The following is a 22,464-nucleotide window of genomic DNA, read 5'->3' on the forward strand; positions in this document are numbered from 1 at the left end:
TCCTCACCTCAACCGGCCCCATCCGCAAGGGAGTCAGCGTCCCATGCCCCTAGTTCCGACCTCATCGATCGTCGACGCCGCAAGTGCGGCGCGGGTCGGTGCCGCGGCGTTCAACGTCATCCATCTGGAGACCGCCGAGGCGCTCGTCACCGCCGCCGAGCGCACCGGCATCCCCTTGATCCTGCAGATCAGTGAGAACTGCATCCGCTATCACGGCAGCCTGCGACCCCTCACACATGCCACCCTCGCCCTCGCCGAGGAGTCCACCGCTCAGATCGCGGTACACCTCGACCACATCACCGACCCGGAGCTGGTCCATCAGGGCATCACCGCCGGGGTGGGTTCGGTCATGGTGGACGCTTCCGCCCTCCCGTACGAAGAGAACGTCGCCACCACCGCCGAACTCACCGCCTGGTGCCATGAGCGCGGCGCCTACGTCGAGGCCGAACTCGGCGAGATCGGCGGCAAGGACGGGGTCCATGCACCAGGGGTGCGCACCGACCCGGACGACGCCCTGGCATTCGTCCGCGCAACGGGCGTCGATGCCCTCGCCGTAGCCGTCGGCTCCTCACATGCGATGCAGGAACGCACGGCCGTACTCGACAAGGACCTCATCGCGGCCCTGCACTCCACCCTGCCGGTGCCGCTGGTCCTGCACGGTTCCTCCGGGGTGCCGGACGACGAGCTGCGCCGCGCCATCGCCGCCGGAATGACGAAGATCAATATCTCCACTCATCTGGTCTCCGTCTTCACCCACTCGATACGGCAGACGCTGGATGCCGACCCGGCGCTCGTCGACTCCCGGAAGTACATCAAGCCGGCCCGAGCGGCAGTGGCCGAGGAAGCGGCACGTCTGCTGGACGTCCTGGGCACTCCGGCGGCGGTCCCGGGCCAGTACGCAGCCCAGGCCCCGGCCCGGGGGTGAGACAGCGGAGGCGTGGCCTTCCCCGCGGCACCTCACCCCGGCAGAGCCGCTGGGCGGGCGTCCGGATCACCATCCCCTTGACCCGCGACCGCCAGAGACGGTCGGGCAGCCCGGCCACTCGGCGCAACCCCCAGCGCGTCGCCATGGCACGCCATCAATACGCCGCGCCCCGCCCGGCCAACGATCACGTAGACGACTCGGCAGCACCGGCGGGGCCACGACGGAGAGGAGCCCACAGTGGAGTACGGCGGCGCCTACCTCGCGCCACCGTGGCCTGCGGAAACGAATTAGGCTCGCGCCATGAAGCGCCATGAACGGATGAACGCACTGCTTGAGCTGCTCGGGGACCGGGGCCGGGTGGACGTCGAGGAGGCCGCGACCGCGCTGGAGGTCTCGGCCGCCACGATGCGGCGCGACATGGACACCCTGGCGGAGCAGCAGTTGCTGACCCGTACCCGGGGCGGCGCGGTGCTCAGCTCGGTGGCGTACGACCTGCCGATCCGCTACAAGCACGCGCACCGCTCGGCGGAGAAGGAGGCAGTGGCCAACGCCGCGGCGAAGCTGGTCGAACGGGGGGATGTGGTCGGACTGAGCGGTGGCACCACGACCACGGCTATCGCCCGCGTGCTGGCCACCCGGCCGGACTTTGCGGAGGCCGGCCCGCAACCGCATCTGACGATTGTCACCAACTCCCTCAACATTGCGAATGAGCTGGCCGTGCGGCCACAGATCAAGATTGTGCTCACGGGTGGGGTGGCGCATTCGCGGTCGTTCGAACTGGTCGGTCCGTTCAGCGAGTTGGTGCTTCAGCAGATCTCCATTGACATCGCCTTCATCGGAGCCAATGGCATGGACCCGATGATGGGTGCCACGGTGCACGACGAGGCCGAGGCCCGGGTCAACCGCCTCATGGCCGAGCGGGCCCGGCGTGCCGTGGTCGTCGCGGACTCGTCCAAGATCGGCGAGCGCTGCTTCGCCCGGGTCGGCGACGCGGATGTCTTTGACACCTTCATCACGGACAGCGGAGCGAAGGAGGCAACCCGACGCGAGTTCGCGGACCGGGGCCTGCGGGTGGTGACGGCACGCCCTTCTGCGGGCGAGTGACCTCCCGGCCGGTGATCCGGCGGCGCGCCGGTCCTGGGCAGCTCGTCGGCTGGTCCGGATCGTGGGCACTGTTCCGGCCCTTCGGGGGCGTTGGCTCGCGGGCGGGCAAGACATGGGGGTGCCTGGTGAGAGGTACGGGGCCGGCGAGAGATGCGGGGCCAGGGCCCGAGACATTGGGGCGGGGGCGGGGGGCAGACGGGGCAAACCGGAAAATGTGACCAACCTGGCCCGTCGCGTATTGAACTACCCCCGCACCGGTGTGTGGCAGACCTGGTCGTGCATCGGATGTCGGCCAGCCGGCCGGGGAGCGATAACAGGGCCTGACCTGCTCCTTAACAGGCCATGAGCCGGGGGCGGGGTGCCCGGGGCGCTCCTCGGCCGACGGGTGGAGGAGACGTACCGCGACGGCCCGGCCCGGTTCCGAAAGGGTCGCGCTCGTGTCGCGCTTGTGTCCCTGTGTGGCCCCCGGGGCTGATTTTCCCTGAGTGGGTGTGGACAATGGGGAATGAACGTGCGAAGCGTCTACGGGCTTCGCGGGGGAAATCCAAGTTGTCCAGCGGGGGGATCACATGAGGAAGTTCTTGGCCATAGTGGTGGCGATAGCGGCGTGCAGCGCCTCTGTCACGCTGGCCACCGCCTCAAATGCGGCAGCGGCCGACCGGTCGCCGCAGTGCGTCAAGGTCCGGAAGTACTTCAACAAGGGCCATGCGCGCTATGTCCGTCTGACGAATCTGTGCACCAAGCGGACCTCGTGCTTCACCATCGTCGTCCCGCATCAGCGCGACCCTCACGGCAGCCTCCCCAAGGGAGCGACGAAGGACGTCCGCTACGGCACGACCCACGGGTCGCGAGCTCTGTACGTGAAGAACACCCCCTGCTGACCGGCCGCCGATAGCAGACGGACCTCGGCGGGCGCGGAGAGCGCCGCCGCCTGCCGGGGTGAGGTCACACCCGTACGGCGATGCCGTCCAGCACCATCGAGAGGTACTGCCGGGCGATCTCCTCGGGGCTGTGCTGTCCGCCCGGCCGGTACCAGCTCGCCGCGACCCAGACGGTGTCGCGGACGAAGCGGTAGGTGAGCCGGATGTCGAGGTCGGCACGGAAGACTCCGGCGGCCACGCCTCGCTCCAGGGTGCCGAGCCAGGCCTTTTCGAACTTCCGCTGGGAGTCGGTGAGATAGCCGAAGCGGGGCTGGGCGGCGAGGTGCCTGGATTCCTTCTGGTAGATGGCAACGGCCGCACGGTGCCGGTCGATTTCCCGGAAGGACTCGGTGACCAGAGCCTCGATGGTCTCCCGGGGGCCGAGCCCGGCGGCGAGTACGGCGCCATAGCCGTCCCACAACTCGGTCAGGAAGCTGGACAGGATCTCGTCCAGCATCGATTCCTTTGAATCGAAGTGGTAGTAGAGACTGCCGGCGAGCATCCCGGCCTCGTCCGCGATGCGGCGGACGGTGGTGGCGTTGTAGCCGTGCGCGGCGAAGATCTCCGCCGCGGTGTTGAGCAGTTCGCGGCGACGCTCAGGGGACGCGTTCGCGGTCGTCGTCTTCTTCTTGGCGGCTGGCACCTGGCCATTGTCGCTTCCTTGGCGTCACTGTCTCGTCCCCTCGTCGCCCTTCTTTCTTCTCGTTCTTCCTTCTCCCTTCTCCCCTCTCCCTTCTCCGTGTTCTCTGCCGGTCTCGCTTCCTCGCTGCGCAGACCTCCTTGCCCCGCCCTCCCCACCCTGCCGCTCCCACCGGAGCCCGGCCCCTGACTCCTGGGGGCGACAGAAGGCATATCTTTTACGAGTGAAATACCTGTTAACCTTCTTGCATGGGGAAGCGCAGCAAGCCGTCCGGGCAGAGCGGCCGTACCGAGTCGGGGAGCGGGGTGCGCGTCCGGCCGTTGCCCGTCCGGAGCGCTGTGCGGCTCGGTCGCCCCAGCGACATCTGGCACAAGTCGGCCCTCAGCGCGGTGGTGGCGATGGCCGTGCCGGCCCTCACACTGTTCGCGCTGGAACGGCTGGACCTGATCTTCTACACGGCGGCCGGGGCGCTGTGCGCCCTGTACGGGCACGGTCTGCCGTACGCCGTCCGAGCCCGCACGCTGCTGTGGGTGGTGCTCGGAATGGTGGCGAGCGTGGGCATCGCGCTGACCACCGCGTCGCTGACCACGTCGGCCGGGCTGCTCGTCGTGTGCGCTTCGCTGATCGCCGCGGTCCACAAGACGGTCTTTGATGCGACGCGCCTCGGGCCGCCAGGGAACATCATCCTGACGTTCATCACCGCGTCGGCTTTCTTCGTGCCGCAGCACCTTGGGCAGGTGCCCCTGCACGTTGCACTGACGCTCGGCACCGGGGTCCTGGCCTGGCTGGTCTGTATGGCTCCGGCCCGGCTACGGCCGCAGGGGCCCGAGCGGATCGTCGTCGCCCGCGCGCTGGATGCAGCGGCTGGGTTGCTGCGTACGGAACCGGGCGCCGCCGGGGTGTCGGACGCCTGGCATGCCACCTCCACCGCGGTGCATGCCGCATGGCGCACGCTGTACATGGTGCCGACGCCCACCCCGGCGAAGGCCACGGCCCGGGCGGGGCTCGAACGACTGCTGATGCGGGCCGAGTCGGTGCTGGGGAGTATGGGGCCCGAGGACGAACGGGAGGCCGGGTCGTACGCCGGCCGGCACTGCAGCCAGGACTTCGGTCAGAGCGCCGACCAACTGGCATCAGCTTCCGAAGCCGGAAGCCTCGCTCAAGCCACGCACGCGCCCCCTCACACCCACGCGCCCCCTCACACGCACGCGCACGCGGCCCCGCACCGGCACCCGGAAGCCGACCGGCTCAGGGCCTGGGCGCATGGGCTGCGCGGCGGGTGGCCGCTGCCGGGGGTGGTGCTCTCGGCCACGCAGGACGTGGAAGTGGTGGGCGTCGCCGGCGAGGTGGCCGGGGTGCGGCGGCCCGCGCCCGGTCATCCGCGCGGGGTGCGGCCGGTACTCGCCCGGCTCGCTCCGGGGTCACCGCTGCTGCCGATCGGTGCGCGGGTGACTGCCGGTTGTGTGCTGGCGGGCTGGGCATCGATGGCTCTCGGTGTCGGGCACCCGTACTGGGCCGTGGTCACCGCGGCCTCGATCTACCAGGCCAACACCACTCTCACCTGGCAGCGGGCGCTGCAGCGTACTTTGGGGAGTCTGCTCGGGCTGCTGCTCTACACCGCGCTGCTGCCGCTGATACACGTCGGGCACCTCGCGATGATTGCGTTGGCGCTGGCCTGCCTGCTCGGCGCGGAAGCCTGGATCAGCCGCAACTACTGGCTCGGCTCGGTGTGCATCACGCCCTTGGCCCTGCTGCTGGCCGGATTCGGCAGCCAGCTACCGGCGCGGGCGCTGATCGCCGACCGCTGGATCGACACGGTCGTGGGTGCGGTGCTGGGTCTGGCCTGCTGCGTCGTGGTCACCAATCGGCGGGCCGCAGACCGTATCGAGATCGCCCTGGAACGGGTCGCGGCCGCAGAGGCCGCGGCCTCCCGGCTGCTCGCGGCGGGGCCCGTACCCGGTGCGGAGGGTGCCCGTGAGGTCGGGTGGGCCCGTGACCGGCTGGCCGGTTGTCTGGCCGAGCTCCGCGAGGCCGTAGAGGTGGCGTCCGGCGAGTGGTGGCAGCGCGCCCTGCCGGACGAACGGATCGACCATGCCCAGCAGCAGGGCCACCGAGCACTGGCCCTGCTCGTCCGGCAGCTCTCGATGCCGGCGGCGGCCGCCTGACCCGCATGATGCCGCCCGGCGGACGGCACCATGCGGCAGGCACAATTGGGAGGCGTACGGCCGGGCCGAGAGGAGAGTGCGGGTGACCGAGGACATCGTCGCGAGGGTGCAGCGCCAGTGGCAGCAGGTGCACCCCGGGCTGGACACCGGCCCGATGGCGGTGATCGGACGGCTCAACCGCTGTTCCGCACTGCTCCAGCAGGCAGCTGATGCGCCGCTGCGGAAGGCCGGGCTCACCCGTCCCGAGTTCGACATCCTCGCCACCTTGCGCCGGATGGACCGCGAGCTGACCCCCGGACGGGTGGCCCGCGAGACCTTCGCCTCCGGCGCCGCGGTGACCAAGCGCGTACGGCAGTTGGAGGAGCGGGGGCTGGTCGTCCGCCGGCCCGACGACCGGGACCGCCGGGTGGCGCATCTCTCCCTCACCAATGAGGGCCGCGAGATCGTTGACCAGCTACTGCCCGAACAGCTGGCGTACGAGGCGTCGCTGCTCGACGGCATCGGCGAGCACCGGCAGGAGGAACTCGCCGCGTCGCTGAGCGAGTTGCTGGTCGTGCTGGAGGGGCGGCTCGCCGGCCTGCTGGACTGAGTCCGGCGGGCTCGCGCGGATGCCGTCGGAGCCACTTAGTCGGAACTACTTCCACTTGTCGGAGCCGCTTGTCAGCGCCTCCAAGCGGCCATGTCGCGGTCGTGCGTTTCTCCCCTCACGCCGGAGGCCGACAGCCGAAGACCAGCAACCGACGGCCCGGCAAGGCGGAGATCCGAGGCCCCGAGACCCGGCGTTCGGAATGCTGGTCGCCGGAGACCCGGCAGCCCGTCCCAGAAAGCGGTCCCGGGGAAGCCTCCAGCGGTTCACCAGTCCCGCGGCTCAACGGCCCCGTAGTTCACCGGCCCCGCAGGCAGCGAACCGACGGCATCGCACGAGCCGTCACCGAAGGCTCAGCCAGCCAAGAGCCCGCTGGAGAGCCGGGCGCCGGGCCCGGTGGCTCCCCCAGCCGGTGGAGGCGAATACGCCCAGCGGTCGAGGCCAACGAGCACGGTGGCGCGTGACGCTGGGGCGGTATCCGAGAGCGGGGGCTGAGATGGAGTGGTGGGACCGGGTCGGCCGGGTCGGGGCGTACGGGGCGGCAGTGACGCTGACGCCCTATGCGTTGATCAAGGTGTCGTGGGTGATCGGTGCGCTGCTGGGGCTGCTGCCGGTCGGGGACGGATTCGGTGCGGTGGAATGGGTGGTGCTGAACACCGCCACCATCGGTATGGCGGGGGCCGGGATCGCGGTGGCGCTGGCGCTGGTGCGGCCGTGGGGGTTGCGGATACCGGGCGCGCCGCTGGTCTTCTTCGCCTGGGTGGGCACGGGGTTCCTCGTTCCGGTTCTGCCGTACGCGCTTCTCACGTCACTGCTGGGTCCCGCGGGCGGCGACCCGGGTGGCAGCGGTGGCGACGGCCCGTCGATGCCGGGCTGGGAGGCGGCGCTGATCCAGGCCGGATTCGTCGGCATGGGGCTGGGCCTTGCCGTCGCGCTGCCCGCCCATCTGCGGCGGCGCCGGCCGGAGGCGTTCGCCGGGCGGCTGGGGGACCGCGCGGGCGGCCCGGCCAGGGTGTCGTCGTGGGTGGCCTGCGCCGGAGCGGCGATCGGTCTGGTCTGGCTGTACTGGGCGGCGGGCGGCACCGCGGGCATCTCACACCCCGCCGCGCGGGACCTCGGCGGGCGCCTGCTGGCCGGCCTCTCCGGGGGCTGGGCACTGCTGGCCTCCGCGGGCATCTGGGCCCTCGCCCACGGCCGGCCGGCACGACTCCCCCGCTGGGCTCCGCTGGCGATCGGCTGGCTCGGTTCGGGCTGCCTGTTCGCCTGGAGCGGCTGGAAGCTGCCGTTCACCCTCTACCTGGCGTTCGCGCAGCCGGGCGGCACCGTCCTGCCGGAGAATCTCGCGGCCGCGGCGGTGCTGCACGTAGGGGCGATCGTGACCGGTGCGGTCATGTTGAGGTCGCTCCTCGGTCCGCCACACACGCCGGCCCAACCGCCACCGGCACCGGCAATGGCACCCGCACCGCCACCTGATCCCCCGTCAGACCGAGCCCCCGGCGGCCGATTGCAGGCCCGGAGGCCCCAGCAAAGAGGGCAAATACGTACATTCAAAGGCCCGTGATGCAAGTCACGCAGGAATCCAATGCACTAGCGCGATATCCCGTGCGTCCTAGTGGCCAAAGACGCAAGTGTCCGCAACGAATGCAAGGGAGCCGGCGATGTCCAGCGTCATCGACCAAGCCGTTCAGGCCCGTCTCATCGCGACTGCTCCCCGGTCGCAGGTGATTCCGGCAAACCTGCGATACGACCGTGCCGATCCGTTCGCGGTGCGCTTGGTCTTTCCGCCCTCCGCGTCGCTGGACGGCGCCGAAGTGGCCTGGACGTTCGGGCGGGACCTGCTGGAGGAGGGCCTGTGCGCGCCGGCCGGGGCGGGCGATGTGCAGATCTGGCCGTACGACTCCGATGCGGTGGTCGTGGAGTTCCATGCCGTCGGCGGCATGGCCGTGGTGCAGTTCGACGCGCAGGAGCTGCGGACCTTTCTGACCCGGTCGTACGCGATCGTCGCCAAGGGTGATGAGGCGGGCCATCTGGACGTCGAGGCCGATCTCGCCGCTCTGCTGCGCGAAGCGTAGACCGCCACCGCGGCCGGAAGCGTGGACGGGCCATCGCGTCCGGCCGGCGTCGCGGAACGCCCCGCCACGACTGCGGAACGCCCCGGCACGGCTGCCGTACGGCCGCCACCACGCCTCCACAGCACCACATCGCAACGCCACCACCTCGCCCGACCGGCCCGGTCAGGCCCGGCCCGCCGCCTTCGCCGATTCCTCCCCGGGGCGCGACGGCGGCGCCGCCCCCTCCTCAGAAGTGAGCGCCGCGTCGGCCCCGGCACCGGACCCGTCCCCGTACGACGCCGGCGCGTCCCCAGCCCCGTCCGCGGCCTCGGCCCCCTCCGTCCCAAAAAGCTGCGACAGATGCAGATCCAGCAGGCGCAGTGCGGTCCGGGGGCCGTGCACATCGAGCAGGACATACGTGGACAGGCCGTCGACCAGGCTGATCAGCAGCATCGCCTCGTCCTCGGTGGCGCGTTCCGGGGGGAGTTCACCGCGCTCCGCGGCCCGGCGCAGTTGGTCGGCGAACAAGGCGCGGAGCTGGGGGATGCCGTTCTTGGCCTCGGCGCGCAGGGGCTCGTCGTACACGGCACGGGCGAAGTAGGCGGCGCCGACCAGCACCCCGACCCGGCTCTTCTCGTCCAGCGGCAGCAGGCCCGACAGGCAGGCGCGCAGCACCTCACGGGGCGTCGGCTCCTCGGGCAGCGCCTCGATGCGCGCGCGGATCCGCTCCCCGGCGAGCCGGTTGATGTGCTGGAGGGCGAAGAGCAGCATCTCGTCCTTGGAACGGAAGTAGTGCTGCAGCCGGCCGAGCGAGATGCCGGCCTCCGCGGCGACGTCGCGCAGGCTCGCGCCGTCCAGTCCGCGGGTGCTCGCGAGCCGCCACAGCGCCTCGGAGATCTCCTGGCGCCTGGCTTCGTGGTCCACCTTCTTGGGCACGGCTGACCTCCCTCGTTCGGCACTTCGCTGCGTGGCCCCGCGAGCAGGGCTTCGGCTCGGGGAGCCCGGCCCCTTTTACAAGTCGCTTGTACCGTTATAACGTACCGCCACTCAATACGCTTGACTTGGAAACCGGTGACCTTCATGCCCGAGCACGCCGCCGCGCTGCTACGCCCACCCCGCCACCGCGTCGATCCCCGGGCCCGCCGCTGGTGGACGCTTCAGGCGCTGCTGACCCTCAGCGGCCCGATGCTGCTCGTCGCGCTCACCATGGCGGTGCTGTCCCTCCTCTTCTTCCCCGGCGCGCTGCCGTGGCTGGGTCCGTTGCTGCTGGTCGTGCTCGTGGTGCCGGCCGTGAGCTATCTCCTCGTCATGCCGCGGTGGCGGTACGCGGTGCACGCATGGGAGCTGGGCGAGCGGGCGGTCTACGCGGCGGGCGGCTGGTTCTGGCAGAAGCGGCGGATCGCGCCGCTGAGCCGGGTGCAGACGGTGGACACCGTGCGCGGCCCCCTTCAGCGGCGGTACGGGCTGGCGACCGTGACCGTCACCACCGCCTCGACCGCGGGTGACATCAAGATCGCGGGGCTGTCCGACGCGGACGCCGAGGAGCTGTCCCGGCGGATCGGCGAGGCCGCGCAGGACGTGCCCGGTGATGCGGCATGAGCGCCCCGCTGGACCCCGAGGCGCCCGGAACGCACGCCGGCGCAGAGCATGCGGCCCACGGCAGCGGCGCGCCCGCCGGCGGGACGACGGAGTGGCGGCGGCTGGATCCGCGGACCCTTCTGGTGCACTGCGGCTGGCTGGCCGCCCCGCTGGGTTCGCTGGCGCTGACGGCGCTGGCCACCGGGGGCCAAATCACCGCCAAGGCCTGGTTCACCCTCGCCGCCCTCGCCGCGTCGTTCGCCGTGGTGACCACGATCGGCCTGATCCGCTGGGCCCGTACGGAGTTCCGGGTCGCCGCGCACGGGAGCCGTGACGACGGCATGGCGGGCGGAGCCGCCGGCAGTGGCGGCGGGATCACCTTCGATGTCCGCAGTGGGCTGCTGACCCGGCGGCTGCGCAGTGTGCCGCTGCACCGGATCCGTACCGTCGATCTGACGGCCTCGCCACTGCACCGGCTGCTGGGGGTCACCGTGCTGCGGGCGGGCACGGCGGGCTCGGGGGACGGCAGCAAGGAGCTGTCGCTGGAGGCGCTCGCGGTCCCCGAAGCGGAACGGCTGCGCGCGGAGCTGCTGGCGTACGCCGATGCCGAGGCGGCCACGAACGACCCGGTGGTAGCGCGCATCAACTGGCGCTGGCTGCGGTATGCGCCGCTCACCTTCTGGGTCATCGGCGGGGTGTTCGTGGTGGCCGGATCGGCCTACCGGGTGCTGGACGGCATCGGCATCGAGCCCTGGAAACTCGGCTTCGTCCAGCGGGCGTTCACCGAACTCGGCGCCGGCGCGCTCTGGCTGACGATCCCGGCGGTGCTGCTGGCCGTCCTCGCCCTCGGCTCGGTCGGCGCCGTGGTGCTGTACGTCGAGAACTGGTGGAACTACTGCCTGGAGTGGACCGACGCCCGCACGCTGCGAGTGCGCCGCGGACTGTTCACCACGCGCGCCGTCACCCTCGAACGGGCCCGGCTGCGCGGGGTGTTGCTGCGCGAACCGCTGCTGCTGCGGGCCGGCGGCGGGGCGATGGTGCGGGCGGTGGCCGGCGGTCTGGGCAACCGGGAGGAGAACCGCAAGCGCAGCGGTCTGCTGCCGCCGGCGCCCCGCACGGAGGCGCTCCGGGTGGCGGGCGGCACCCTGCGGGCGCCGTTCCCCGGCAGCGGATCACCGGCCGCGCTGGCGCCGCACCCCCGCGTCGCCCTGCGCCGGCGCCGGGTGCGTGGTCTGCTGTTCGCGGTGCTGCCCGGCACCGCCGTCCTCACCGGTCTCGGTGCGGCGTTCACGCCCGTCCTGCTGCACTGCGCCTGGATCTACGCGGTGCTCACCACGGCGCTGGTGCTGTGGCTGGCCCGGGACGCGTACCGCAGTCTGGGGCACGGCGTGGACGGCCCGTATCTGGTCACCCGCTCGGGCACCTTCAGCCGTGACACCCTCGCCCTCCAGCGCGAGGCCATCGCCGCCTGGACGTTCACCACCTCGCCCTTCACCCGCCGGGCCGGCCTCGTCGCCCTCACCGCCGCGGTCGCGGCCGGCGAGGACGGGTATCGCATCCCGGACCTCGCGGCCGCCGAGGCCGCAGGCTTCGCCGCGGCGGCGGCCCCGGGGATCCTGGAGGAGTTCTTGGTGCACCCCGGGGAGCCGGGGCACCCCGTTCCGGAACAGCGGTTGTCCTGAGGGGCGTGCGGTGGGCCAGGGCCGGACGGGTCCTGGCCCACCTGGACAATTCATCCCCGGCGCACACGGTCGTCCTGAATCCGCGGCACCTGCGTCGTCCCAGGTGCGCGGCCCGCTGTCGTCGCGTCGCCCCGGATATGCGGCGACCCTTTCCTCCCCCCAGATCCGCGGCACGGCACCAGCACCCCTCACCCCGAACCCGGACCCCCGGTCAATTGGCCGCCTCCATGAGATACCTCACACACCTGTCGCGTGCACGGCGGGAGCGGGCACACCGTCCTACTGGATGAGCCTTTGCCCGTGATTCGACAGCCGTGAGGGAGCAGCGCGATGCACCGCGTCATCGACCAAGCCGTCCAGGTCCGCCTCATCGCCACCGCTCCCTCCACCCACGCCGCGCCCGCAGTGCTGCACTACCAGGCCGCGGACCCGCTGGCGGTGCGGATGTCGTTCCCGGCGGAGATCTCGCTGGACGGCACCGCGGTGGACTGGGCGTTCGCCCGTGAGCTGCTGGACGAGGGGCTGCGGAGGCCTGCCGGCCGGGGCGATGTGCGGGTGCGGCCGTCCGGTCCGGAGCGGACGGTGATGGAGTTCCACTCGGACGAGGGCATCGCCATGGTCCAGTTGCAGACCTCAGATGTCCGGCGGTTCCTCGCCCGCTCCTACCGGGCCGTGCCCGCCGGCAGCGAGCCGGCGTTCCTCGGCATGGAGCGCGACCTCGCGGAGCTGTTCGGCGCGGCGTGAGACGGCAGGACCAACGGCCCTGTCCAACGGCCGTGTCCAACGCCCCTGTCCGTCGGCCCCATCCGTCCCCTCCACCGCCTCCGCCCCTTTCAACACCGAAGGCCGGACACCCTGAGGTGTCCGGCCCGATCGGTCTTCGGTGCTGCTGCGCTGCCTGCCTGTCGCTCAGCGCTTGGGGAATCCGAACCCGTAGCCCTGGCTCTGCATCCACGGCAGCAGGCGGTTCAGGGAGTCGACGGTCCGGGAGCGGTCGCCGCCGCCGTCGTGGAACAGGACCGTCGGGCCGTTGGAGAGTTCACCGCGCACGGTCGACTCGATTGTCGCGACGGAGCCGCCCTCGAAGTCCTTGCTGTCGACGTTCCAGCCCAGCGGGCGCATGCCGTGCTCCGCGGCCAGCTTGCGGCTGTAGGGGGTGAAGGCGCCGCCGGGGGCGCGGTAGTACTCGACCTGCGCACCGCCCGCCGCCTTTTCGATCTTCTTCTGGGCGCCGAGTATCTCCTGCGACTGGTAGCTCTCCGGCTTCTTGCCCATACCGGTGTTGTGACTCATGGTGTGGTCGCAGAGCTTGTGCCCCGCGGCCGCCACCTTCTTGACCAGGTCCGGGTGCGCCTCGGCCTGCGGGCCGATCATGCAGAAGACGGCTTTGACGTTGTACCTCTTCAGCACCTCTAGCACCTTCGGGGTCCACACCGGGTCCGGGCCGTCGTCGATGGTGATGTTCAGGCTGCGGCCGGGGCGGTCCGAGGCGTGCACTATGGAGGAGTCGACCGGAGCCGCCGCCCGCTTCGCCTTCTGGGACCCGACGCCCTCCGCCTCTGCTTTGGATGGGCCTCCGACATTGGAGAAGGCAAGTGCCCCCGCGACCACGACGGATACCACCGCCGCCGCGGTCACTCCGATGATGCCGCTCTCAACTCCGAAGCGCCTCGCCATTTCCGATCCCGTTCCCTCATCACCGTGCTCGTGTCCGTAGCGGTCGGCGGCAGGTGCTGTGCACGCCGCCGCCTCGCACTACGACAGATGCACCGGGAGCCGGGAAGGCTGCTCCTGTTACGGATCCATCATGAAACTTATTGATACTGGACCCATGCCACGTGTACTTCTGATCGAGGACGACGCCGCCGTACGGGACGGGGTGTCTCTCGCGCTACGGCGGCGCGGCCACGAAGTGGCGGCCGCGGCCAGCGGCGAGGAGGGCCTCGACGTGCTGCCGGCCTTCCGTCCGGACATCGTGCTGCTGGATCTGATGCTCCCCGGCAAGGACGGCTTTCAGGTCTGCCGGCTGATCCGGGCCGAGCGGCAGCTGCCGATCATCATGCTCACGGCGCGTGGCGACGATCTGGACGTGGTGCTCGGACTGGAGGCGGGGGCCGACGACTACATCGTCAAACCGGCCCGCGGTGAGGTCCTCGAAGCACGCATCCGTGCGGTGCTGCGCCGTACCGCACTTCCCGCCGACGGAGCGCCGGCCACCGCCGCCGAGCCGGGCCCCGCCCCCGTCGAGACCTACGGCGAACTGGCCATAGACCGGGCCGGTCTGGTCGTGGGCAAGGCCGGCAAGGACCTGCCGCTGGCCCCCTCGGAGATGAAGCTGCTGCTGTTCCTGTCCGCCACCCCGGGGCAGGTCTTCAGCCGCCAGCAACTGCTGGAGCAGGTGTGGGAGCACAGCTACCACGGCGATGCGCGGCTGGTGGACGCCTGTGTCATGCGGCTGCGGACGAAAATAGAGGACACGCCGCGCAGCCCGCGTTACGTCCAGACCGTGCGCGGCTTCGGTTACCGCTTCGGTCCCCTGTGAAGCGCGCGGGCCGCCGGGTACCGACCGGCACACTGCTGCGTGGCCTGCGGGCCCGCCTCGTCGTCGGATTTCTGGTGGTGGCCGTCCTCAGTGCGCTGACCACCGCGCTGCTGACCTACCAGGAGGCCCGTAACGCCATCCTCCAGCGCTCCCAGGACACGGCCGTCAACGACCTGCGGGCGCAGGTCAATTCGCTGGCCCCGGAGCTGCCGGTCCCGCCGTCCGAGGCCGACCTGGACTTCTTCCGGCTCCAGCTGGAGCGCTCGGGCAAGTCACGGGACTGGGACATCTCGGTGCACTACCGCGGGGTGCGGGACACCGAAGGCAGCCTACGGGGCGGCTTCGAGGTGCCGACCGGCCTCAAGGAGTCCGTGGAGAAGCGGCATGTGCCGGCCTTTCAGCGGGTGAACCGCGGCGGGGATCCCTGGCTGCTGATCGGGATGCCGGTACGGCAGTCCGACAACCGGGCCTCCGCGCTGTCCGTCTACGCCCAGCTGCCGCTGAGCGCCGAGGAGTCCAACGTCGAGGCGCTGGTGAGCGCCGCGCAGCGGGGCGTGGTGCCGGTGCTGGTACTGACCGTGGTCCTGGCGCTGCTCGCCGCGCGCGGGGTGCTGCGGCCGGTCCGCGGTCTGCGGCAGGCCGCCGGGCGGATCGCCGAGGGCAAGCTGGACACCCGGCTGGAGGTCAAGGGCGCCGACGAACTCGCCGAGCTGTCGCGGACCTTCAACGACATGGCGGCCCGGCTGGAGGAGAGCATGGCCGAGCTGCGCCGTCTGGAGTCCAACTCCCGGCGGTTCGCGGCCGATGTCTCGCACGAGCTGCGGACGCCGCTGGCGGCGATGACCGCGGTGACCGATGTGCTCGACGAGGACGCCGAGTCCCTCGACCCCGACACCGCCTCCGCGGTCCGGCTGATCAGCCAGGAGACCGGGAAGCTGGCGCGGATGGTGGAGGACCTGATGGAGGTGTCACGGTTCGACGCGGGGGCCGCGGCGCTCCATCTGGACGAGGTGGACGTCGCCGAGACCATCCGCAAGACGCTGCAGGCCAGGGCCTGGCAGCAGCGGGTGACCGCGGAGCTGCCGGCGGACGTACGGGCCCGGCTCGATCCGCGGCGGCTCGATGTGGTGGTCGCCAATCTGGTCGGCAACGCCCTGCATCACGGCGGTGAGCCGGTCCGGGTGCTGCTGCATGCCCCGCAGCCGGGCGCGGACCGGCTGCGGATCGAGATCTCCGACAGCGGCCCCGGCATCGATCCCGAGGTGCTGCCGCATGTCTTCGACCGCTTCTACAAGGCGGACTCCGCCCGCGCCCGCTCGGAGGGCAGCGGCCTGGGGCTGGCCATCGCGCAGGAGAACATCCGGCTGCACGGCGGCACCCTGCACGCCGCCAATTCCCCCGGGGGCGGTGCGGTGTTCACCGTGGAGCTGCCGCTGCGCCAGGAGGAGGCGGGCGAGCCGGCCGACGAGGAAGGCTCCGGTCCGCCGGACGACGCATGGGCGGCCGCGGAGTCGGCCATGGAGCCGGCCGTGGACGACGACCGGGACGGCGCACGTCCCGCGGCCGGGAAGGTGAACCCCGTATGAGCACCCCGTCCGTCCGAAACGTCCTGCGGGCGCTGCGTGCCCGGCGGCACCTGCCGGGCCTCGTGCTCGCCGGTGTCCTCGTCGGTGTCCTCCCCGCTGCGCTGGCCGGCTGCGGTATCGCGCCCACCGATGTCATCGACGCCGGCGAGCCCGCCACCGGTGTGAAGTCGCCGGGCCAGCCCGAGGCCGATGTCCTGCTGTTCTTCTACGGTCCCAACGGGCTGCGTTCCGCGACCCGGCCGGCGAAGGAACCGGCGGATCCGGAGCAGGCCATCCAACTGCTGCGGATGGGGCCGAACCACGCCGAGCGGATGCGCGGTCTGTCCAGCGTGCTGCCGAAGTTTCCCGGTCGGCTGACCGCCGACACCGACAACGGCAGCGTCGTGATCACCCTGCCGATGAATGCCAAGCTGCTGGATTCCGCCTCGCTCAACCAGCTGGTGTGCACCGCGGCCAATGCCCGGGTGCCCGGGAACAAGCCGCCGGGCCGGGTGCCGGTGACCCTGGTGGGCCAGTCCGTCCGCGTCGGCCCCATGGTGTGCGGCGGCAACAACGCCTTCCCGGTCGTCGAGCCGAGCCCGTCCGGCACCCAGCAGTCCGGCCCGGATTCGAGCGACACCGGCTCGGTGGGCGGGACATCGGGCCCGGCGGGCTGAACCACCGGGCCCGGCCCGCTCCCATCAGGGCAGCGGGAGCCGTCCGGCTCGCGGACCGCCCGCACGGCTCCGGCTTCGCGTTACGGTGAAGACAGGCATCCGCCTTCCCCCGCACGCCGGACGGAGTAGGCCGGCCGGCGCCTGAATCCTCGGGAGACGCAGCCATGACCGAGCGCAAGCCCCCTGGTGTGAGCTTCGAGACCTGGGTCGACCGGCAGATCCGCGAGGCGGCCGAGCGCGGCGCCTTCGACGGGCTCACGGGGGCCGGCAAGCCCCTCCCCCACCTCGATCAGCCGTACGACGAGATGTGGTGGATCAAGGAGAAGATGAGCCGCGAGCACCTCTCCTGGCTGCCGCCGAGCCTGGTCCTGCGCAAGGAGGCCGAGGACGCCCGGAAGGCCGCGGCCGCGGCGCCCAGCGAGGCGGCACTGCGCCGCATCCTGTCCGAGGTGAATGAGCGGATCCGCGCGGCGCTCCGAGCGCCCCTCGACGGCCCGCCGCTGAACCTCGTCCCGTTCGACATCGACGAGGCTGCCCTCAACTGGCGCCGGGAGCACGGGAGTTGAGACCGGCAGCCGAGGGTGCCGGCGGGGGAACGGAGCACGCCGGGCGCGGGTGCACGGCGTGCCGGGCCGTCATCACGGCGCGTCCGTCGCCATCCGCACCCGCAGGAACCGCGGCCGGTACAGCTCCACGTCGCCGTTGATCCGGGGGCCGGGCGGGACGCCGGGCGGGCCGAGCGAGACACCGCGCCGGCCGCCGCCCCGCAGCACCGGCCGGGCCCGTCCGGCCCGCCGCTGCCAGCGGGCGCCGTCCCAGAACCGCCGGCTGCCGCGGTCCGCCAGCCGCCCGGCCGGCACCCGCGCGAGGAAGGCGCTGGAGGCCGGCGAGGACGGCGGGTCGTCGCCGCCGAAGACATAGGTCCAGCCGCCGTCGCGGACCGCCGCCGTGCCGTAGAGGACTCGCCGTCCCGGATCCGGGACGGAGGTCTGGTCCACGGTCTGTGTGAGGCCCTCCAGATGCAGCCCGGGGAGCGAGAGCGTGGCGACCTCGGTGCCGCGCGGCTGGCCGAAGATCCACGGTCCGGTGCCGGGGGCGCGGTGCCACAGCAGGACGCGGACGACCTTCCCGGTGGCGCCGGGCTCCCGGGGCTCCACCCGCGCACCGACCGGCCAGCGCAGACCGCCGCCCGGCGGGTCGGGGAAGAACGGCCCGGGAGCGGCCGCCGTGCCGCCGGTCAGGGTGCGCTCCGGCCGGCCCGAACGGGACATGACCACGGCGGAGTTGTGCCGCAGGAGGGGTGCGGCGCCGGTGCCGGAGGTGCGCCAGTGGTGGCCTTCCCCGTGCGGGCCGGGCGGTTCATGGATCCGGTCGAGGAAGGTGTCGGAGAACAGCCAGAGGGTGCGGCCGTCGGGGAGGCGCAGGGAGTGGGTGCCGTCGCCGCCGGTCCAGTCGTCCAGCCGGGTGTTGTCATTTCCGTAACGGGCGAATTTCGCGGTATGCCGGAAATCGGCGGACCAGGAGGCGATCCGGCGTCCGGTGCAGTCCGGGCGGGGGCCGGGGGCGGCGTCCTGTGACAGCAGCCACCCGAGCCCTGCGGTGAGCAGAAGCAGTCCGGCGACAGTGGTAGTGCGGATCGGCGGCGCCCGGAACATCGCGCTCCTCTGGGGATCCCCCTGCTCCTCAAGTGCTTGGGTGAGGGTGCAGCGCCCACCGTAGTGAAGCGGGCGGACGCGCCGGGGCAGGCGCGTCCGGTACCGGAAAACACGACGGGGCACGATACGGGCGACCCGTCCCACCTGCCCGTTCTCGCGCAAAAACAGGAAGAACGACTAATGGTCAACGAGTGCAACGTCACAGCCGGAGACCCTGCTCCAGCTAACGGTCGTTCGCCTAGCCTGCTGCCATGACCGCCGAGTCCCCCGAACTCCCCCTGGCCGCCGCCTTCCCGGATGCCGACCGAGAGCAGTGGCAGCGCCTCGTCGAAGGTGTGCTGCGCAAATCGGGCGTCACCGAGGCGTCCGGCGCCGCCGCCGAGGACGCGCTCGCCACCCACCTCCAGGACGGCATCCGCATCCGCCCGCTCTACACCGCCGAGGACGGTGCGGCCGCCCCGGGCCACCCGGGCTTCCCCCCGTTCGTACGGGCCGGCCGGCCCGAGGGCACCACCGTCGCCGGGTGGGACGTACGCCAGCGCCATGTCCACACCGATCCGCGGCGGGCCAACGAATCGGTCCTGGCCGACCTGGAGAACGGTGTCAGCTCGGTCTGGCTGGCCGTCGGGGACGGCGGGGTGCCGGTATCCGGTCTGGAGCAGGCGCTGCAGGGCGTCTATCTGGACCTGGCCGCGGTGGTCCTGGACGCGGGTGCCGATTTCGCGGCGGCCGCCGAGGAGTTGCTGCGGCTGTACACCGCGTCCGGCGCGCCCCTCAGTGAGGCGACCGGTTGCCTGGGCGCCGATCCGCTCGGGCTGCTGGCCCGGACCGGTGACGATGCCAAGCTGCGCCTCCAACTGGAGTCGGCCGCCCGGCTGGCCGAGCGCTGCACCACCGAGGCGCCGCGCCTGCGGGCGCTGGCCGTCGACGCGCTGCCGTACCACGAGGCGGGCGGCTCGGCCGCCGAGGAACTGGGCACCTCACTGGCCACCGGCGTCGGCTATCTGCGGCAGTTGACGGGAGCCGGGCTCGGCATCGACGACGCCTGCCGGCAGCTGGAGTTCCGCTATGCCGCCACCGCGGACCAGTTCCTGACCATCGCCAAACTGCGCGCGGCCCGCCGGCTGTGGGCGCGGGTCGCCGAGGTGTGCGGCGCGTCGCCCGCCGCGGCCGCGCAGCGCCAGCACGCCGTCACCTCCACGGTGATGATGACCCGTCGTGACCCCTGGGTGAACATGCTGCGCACCACGGTCGCCGGGCTGTCCGCCGGGGTGGGCGGCGCGGAGGCGGTCACGGTGCTGCCGTTCGACGCGGCCCTGGGCCTGCCCGACGCGTTCGCCCGGCGGATCGCCCGGAACACCCAGTCCGTCCTGCTGGAGGAGTCGCACCTGTCGAAGGTCATCGACCCGGCGGGCGGCTCCTGGTACGTGGAGAGCCTCACCGACGAGCTGGCCCGCGCCGCCTGGGCGTGGTTCCAGGAGATCGAGGGCGCGGGCGGCCAGGCGGCGGCGCTGCGCTCCGGGGTGATCGCCGGCCGGCTGGCCGAGACCTGGCAGCGCCGCACCGACGACCTCGCCCGCCGGCGTGAACCGATCACCGGCGTCAGCGAGTTCCCGCATCTCGCCGAGCCCCCGGTGCACCGCGAGCCGGCGCCCGCGCCGATCGGCGGCGGGCTGCCGCGGGTGCGCCGGGACGACGCGTACGAGCGGCTGCGGTCGCGCTCCGACGCCCATCTGGCGGCGAGCGGCGCCCGCCCGAAGGTCTTTCTGGCCGCGCTGGGCCCGGTGGCGGCACACACCGCGCGGCTGGCCTTCGCCGCCAACCTGTTCCAGGCGGGCGGCATCGAGACGGTCCAGGAACCCGGCCCGGTGGATGCGGAGTCGGTGGCCGAGGCGTTCGCCCGCAGCGGCGCGCGGACCGCGTGTCTGTGTGCGAGCGATGCGGTGTACGGCGAGCAGGCGGCGGCCGTGGCGGCCGCGCTGAAGTCGGCGGGTGCGGTGCGGGTGCATCTGGCCGGCAAGCCGGGCGAGCGCCGCGAAGAATTCACCGCGGCCGGTGTGGACTCCTTCGTCTTCGCCGGCTGCGACGCGGTCGAGGTGCTGTCCTCGGCCCTTGATGTCATGGAGGTGGCGTGATGCCAGAGACGACGCAACAGGCCGGCGCCATCCCGGACTTCAGCACGGTCGAGCTGGGGGAACCGGACGCGGCACACGGCGCGGGCGACGGCGCGCAGTGGGCCGAGGCCGTCGAGCAGGCCACCGGCAAGGGCGTGGCGGACCTGACGTGGGAGACCCCGGAGGGCATCGAGGTCAAGCCGCTCTACACGGAGGCGGACGTCGACGGGCTGGACTTCCTGGGGACGTACCCGGGGATCACGCCGTATCTGCGCGGCCCGTACCCGACGATGTACGTCAACCAGCCCTGGACCATCCGGCAGTACGCCGGCTTCTCCACCGCCGAGGAGTCCAACGCCTTCTACCGCCGCAACCTCGCGGCCGGCCAGAAGGGCCTGTCGGTCGCCTTCGACCTGCCGACGCACCGCGGTTACGACAGCGACCACCCGCGGGTCACCGGTGACGTCGGGATGGCGGGCGTCGCCATCGACTCGATCTACGACATGCGGCAGCTCTTCGAAGGCATTCCGCTGGACAAGATGACCGTGTCGATGACGATGAACGGCGCGGTGCTGCCCGTACTGGCGCTGTACATCGTGGCGGCGGAGGAACAGGGCGTACCGCCCGAGAAGCTGGCCGGGACCATTCAGAACGACATCCTCAAGGAGTTCATGGTCCGCAACACCTACATCTATCCGCCGCAGCCCTCGATGCGGATCATCTCCGACATCTTCGCGTACACCTCGCAGAAGATGCCGCGCTACAACTCCATCTCGATCTCCGGCTATCACATCCAGGAAGCGGGTGCGACGGCCGACCTGGAGCTGGCGTACACCCTCGCCGACGGGGTCGAGTACCTGCGCGCGGGCCTGGCGGCCGGTATGGACGTGGACTCCTTCGCGCCGCGCCTCTCCTTCTTCTGGGCGATCGGCATGAACTTCTTCATGGAGATCGCCAAGCTGCGCGCGGCCCGGCTGCTGTGGGCGCGGCTCGTCCAGCGCTTCGACCCCAAGAACCCCAAGTCCCTCTCCCTGCGGACCCATTCGCAGACCTCGGGCTGGTCGCTGACCGCGCAGGACGTGTTCAACAACGTCACGCGGACGTGTGTGGAGGCGATGGCGGCGACCCAGGGCCACACCCAGTCGCTGCACACCAACGCCCTCGACGAGGCGCTCGCCCTGCCCACCGACTTCTCCGCCCGGATCGCCCGCAACACTCAGCTCTTCCTCCAGCAGGAGTCGGGCACCTGCCGGGTCATCGACCCGTGGGGCGGCAGCGCCTACGTCGAGAAGCTCACCCACGATCTGGCCCGCCGCGCCTGGCAGCACATCGAGGAGGTCGAGGAGGCCGGCGGCATGGCCAAGGCCATCGACGCGGGCATCCCGAAGCTGCGGGTGGAAGAGGCCGCGGCCCGGACCCAGGCGCGGATCGACTCCGGGCGGCAGGCGCTGATCGGCGTCAACAAGTACCGGGTGGAGACCGACGAGGAGATCGAGGTCCTCAAGGTCGACAACTCCTCGGTGCGCGCCCAGCAGATCGAGAAGCTCAAGCGGCTGCGTGCCGAGCGCGACGAGCAGGCCTGCCAGGAGGCGCTGCGGGCGCTGACCGCGGCGGCCAAATCCGGTCCCGGCGAGGGGCTGGAGGGCAATCTGCTGGCGCTGGCGGTGGACGCGGCCCGCGCGATGGCGACCGTCGGTGAGATCTCGGACGCACTGGAGTCGGTCTACGGGCGCCACTCCGGCCAGATCCGTACGATCTCCGGTGTGTACCGAGACGAAGCGGGCCCCTCCTCCGGTGTCGAGCGCACCCGGTCGCTGGTGGCCGAGTTCGAGCGCGCCGAGGGCCGCCGGCCGCGCATCCTGGTGGCCAAGATGGGCCAGGACGGCCATGACCGCGGCCAGAAGGTGATCGCCACGGCCTTTGCCGACCTGGGCTTCGACGTCGATGTCGGCCCGCTGTTCCAGACCCCGGCCGAGGTGGCCCGCCAGGCCGTGGAGGCGGACGTCCATATCGTCGGGGTCTCCTCCCTGGCGGCCGGCCATCTGACGCTGGTCCCGGCGCTGAAGGAAGCACTGGCCGCGGAGGACCGGGAGGACATCACCATCGTGGTGGGCGGCGTGATCCCGCCGCAGGACGTGCAGCCGCTGCGCGACATGGGCGCCGCCGCGGTCTTCCTGCCCGGCACGGTCATTCCGGAGGCCGCGCACGATCTGGTGCGGGACCTGGCGTCGGTCCTCGGCCACGAGCTCTGAGCGGGGGG

20 protein-coding genes are annotated in these 22,464 nt (G+C 71.7%); 16 read left to right on the forward strand and 4 right to left on the reverse strand.

The annotated features are described in order from the left end of the window. Positions 1–43 precede the first annotated feature (43 nt). The 3 genes from CPH93_RS05130 to CPH93_RS05140 all read left to right on the forward strand — a co-directional run bounded on the left by CPH93_RS05130 (position 44) and on the right by CPH93_RS05140 (position 2,910). A complete protein-coding gene (locus tag CPH93_RS05130) occupies positions 44–925 on the forward strand; it encodes a class II fructose-bisphosphate aldolase (protein WP_093486696.1) in 882 nt (293 codons plus the stop codon). A gap of 300 nt (positions 926–1,225) precedes the next feature. Then, entirely contained in the window at positions 1,226–2,029 is an 804-nt protein-coding gene (locus CPH93_RS05135; protein WP_096212093.1) for a DeoR/GlpR family DNA-binding transcription regulator, read from the forward strand. 569 nt (positions 2,030–2,598) lie between these two features. Then, on the forward strand, positions 2,599–2,910 hold the full coding sequence (locus CPH93_RS05140; protein WP_096212094.1) for a hypothetical protein: 312 nt from the start codon (positions 2,599–2,601) through the stop codon (positions 2,908–2,910). Positions 2,911–2,974: 64 nt separating this feature from the next. Here the strand turns inward: CPH93_RS05140 and CPH93_RS05145 are convergent, their stop codons facing one another. After that, positions 2,975–3,592 carry a TetR/AcrR family transcriptional regulator gene (locus CPH93_RS05145; RefSeq protein ID WP_096212095.1) on the reverse strand — a complete coding sequence of 206 codons (618 nt, stop codon included), beginning with the start codon at positions 3,590–3,592 and terminating at the stop codon, positions 2,975–2,977. Positions 3,593–3,837: 245 nt separating this feature from the next. Between CPH93_RS05145 and CPH93_RS05150 the strand changes: the two genes are divergently transcribed. From CPH93_RS05150 to CPH93_RS05165, 4 genes are all read left to right on the forward strand, one after another. Then, positions 3,838–5,754, forward strand: a complete 1,917-nt coding sequence (locus CPH93_RS05150) for an FUSC family protein (RefSeq protein ID WP_096212096.1) — start codon at positions 3,838–3,840, stop codon at positions 5,752–5,754. Between the two features lie 82 nt (positions 5,755–5,836). Beyond that, on the forward strand, positions 5,837–6,343 hold the full coding sequence (locus CPH93_RS05155) for a MarR family winged helix-turn-helix transcriptional regulator (protein ID WP_093486686.1): 507 nt from the start codon (positions 5,837–5,839) through the stop codon (positions 6,341–6,343). 493 nt (positions 6,344–6,836) lie between these two features. Continuing rightward, complete coding sequence (locus CPH93_RS05160) at positions 6,837–7,901, forward strand: hypothetical protein (protein WP_231977186.1); 1,065 nt, start codon at positions 6,837–6,839, stop codon at positions 7,899–7,901. Between the two features lie 97 nt (positions 7,902–7,998). Further along, a complete protein-coding gene (locus CPH93_RS05165) occupies positions 7,999–8,412 on the forward strand; it encodes an SsgA family sporulation/cell division regulator (RefSeq protein WP_093486684.1) in 414 nt (137 codons plus the stop codon). 162 nt (positions 8,413–8,574) lie between these two features. Here CPH93_RS05165 and CPH93_RS05170 read toward each other — a convergent pair whose 3' ends face one another. Next, positions 8,575–9,327, reverse strand: coding sequence for a TetR/AcrR family transcriptional regulator (locus tag CPH93_RS05170; protein WP_093486682.1), 753 nt, complete (start codon positions 9,325–9,327; stop codon positions 8,575–8,577). Positions 9,328–9,471: 144 nt separating this feature from the next. On the opposite strand from CPH93_RS05170, the gene CPH93_RS05175 reads away from it, so the two are divergent. The 3 genes from CPH93_RS05175 (at position 9,472) to CPH93_RS05185 (ending at position 12,395) form a co-directional block, all read left to right on the forward strand. Then, positions 9,472–9,990 (forward strand): PH domain-containing protein, encoded by a 519-nt coding sequence (locus CPH93_RS05175; protein WP_040899723.1) that lies wholly within the window; start codon positions 9,472–9,474, stop codon positions 9,988–9,990. Beyond that, positions 9,987–11,651: a PH domain-containing protein gene (locus CPH93_RS05180; RefSeq protein ID WP_096212097.1), complete on the forward strand. Its 1,665-nt coding sequence runs from the start codon at positions 9,987–9,989 to the stop codon at positions 11,649–11,651. The genes CPH93_RS05175 and CPH93_RS05180 overlap by 4 nt, the downstream gene beginning before the upstream one ends. A gap of 330 nt (positions 11,652–11,981) precedes the next feature. Then, positions 11,982–12,395, forward strand: coding sequence for an SsgA family sporulation/cell division regulator (locus CPH93_RS05185; protein ID WP_096212098.1), 414 nt, complete (start codon positions 11,982–11,984; stop codon positions 12,393–12,395). 165 nt (positions 12,396–12,560) lie between these two features. Here CPH93_RS05185 and CPH93_RS05190 read toward each other — a convergent pair whose 3' ends face one another. Next, complete coding sequence (locus CPH93_RS05190; protein WP_093486676.1) at positions 12,561–13,328, reverse strand: polysaccharide deacetylase family protein; 768 nt, start codon at positions 13,326–13,328, stop codon at positions 12,561–12,563. Positions 13,329–13,482: 154 nt separating this feature from the next. Between CPH93_RS05190 and CPH93_RS05195 the strand changes: the two genes are divergently transcribed. From CPH93_RS05195 to CPH93_RS05210, 4 genes are all read left to right on the forward strand, one after another. Then, positions 13,483–14,193, forward strand: a complete 711-nt coding sequence (locus tag CPH93_RS05195) for a response regulator transcription factor (RefSeq protein ID WP_096212099.1) — start codon at positions 13,483–13,485, stop codon at positions 14,191–14,193. Continuing rightward, positions 14,190–15,779 carry a sensor histidine kinase gene (locus tag CPH93_RS05200; RefSeq protein ID WP_093486672.1) on the forward strand — a complete coding sequence of 530 codons (1,590 nt, stop codon included), beginning with the start codon at positions 14,190–14,192 and terminating at the stop codon, positions 15,777–15,779. Before CPH93_RS05195 ends, CPH93_RS05200 begins: the two co-directional genes overlap by 4 nt. Then, complete coding sequence (locus CPH93_RS05205; RefSeq protein ID WP_096212100.1) at positions 15,776–16,435, forward strand: GerMN domain-containing protein; 660 nt, start codon at positions 15,776–15,778, stop codon at positions 16,433–16,435. The genes CPH93_RS05200 and CPH93_RS05205 overlap by 4 nt, the downstream gene beginning before the upstream one ends. A gap of 164 nt (positions 16,436–16,599) precedes the next feature. Beyond that, the gene (locus CPH93_RS05210) at positions 16,600–17,001 is read left to right on the forward strand and encodes a J-domain-containing protein (protein ID WP_096212101.1); all 402 of its coding nucleotides are present in this window, start codon (positions 16,600–16,602) and stop codon (positions 16,999–17,001) included. 72 nt (positions 17,002–17,073) lie between these two features. Here CPH93_RS05210 and CPH93_RS05215 read toward each other — a convergent pair whose 3' ends face one another. Further along, the gene (locus CPH93_RS05215; protein ID WP_096212102.1) at positions 17,074–18,090 is read right to left on the reverse strand and encodes a hypothetical protein; all 1,017 of its coding nucleotides are present in this window, start codon (positions 18,088–18,090) and stop codon (positions 17,074–17,076) included. A gap of 251 nt (positions 18,091–18,341) precedes the next feature. Between CPH93_RS05215 and CPH93_RS05220 the strand changes: the two genes are divergently transcribed. Both CPH93_RS05220 and scpA read left to right on the forward strand, forming a co-directional pair. Continuing rightward, the gene (locus CPH93_RS05220) at positions 18,342–20,225 is read left to right on the forward strand and encodes a methylmalonyl-CoA mutase subunit beta (protein ID WP_096212103.1); all 1,884 of its coding nucleotides are present in this window, start codon (positions 18,342–18,344) and stop codon (positions 20,223–20,225) included. Further along, entirely contained in the window at positions 20,225–22,456 is a 2,232-nt protein-coding gene (gene scpA, locus CPH93_RS05225; protein ID WP_096212104.1) for a methylmalonyl-CoA mutase, read from the forward strand. The genes CPH93_RS05220 and scpA overlap by 1 nt, the downstream gene beginning before the upstream one ends. Positions 22,457–22,464 lie beyond the last annotated feature (8 nt).

Source organism: Streptomyces sp. 2323.1, assembly GCF_900221035.1.
GTDB lineage: Bacteria > Actinomycetota > Actinomycetes > Streptomycetales > Streptomycetaceae > Streptomyces > Streptomyces sioyaensis.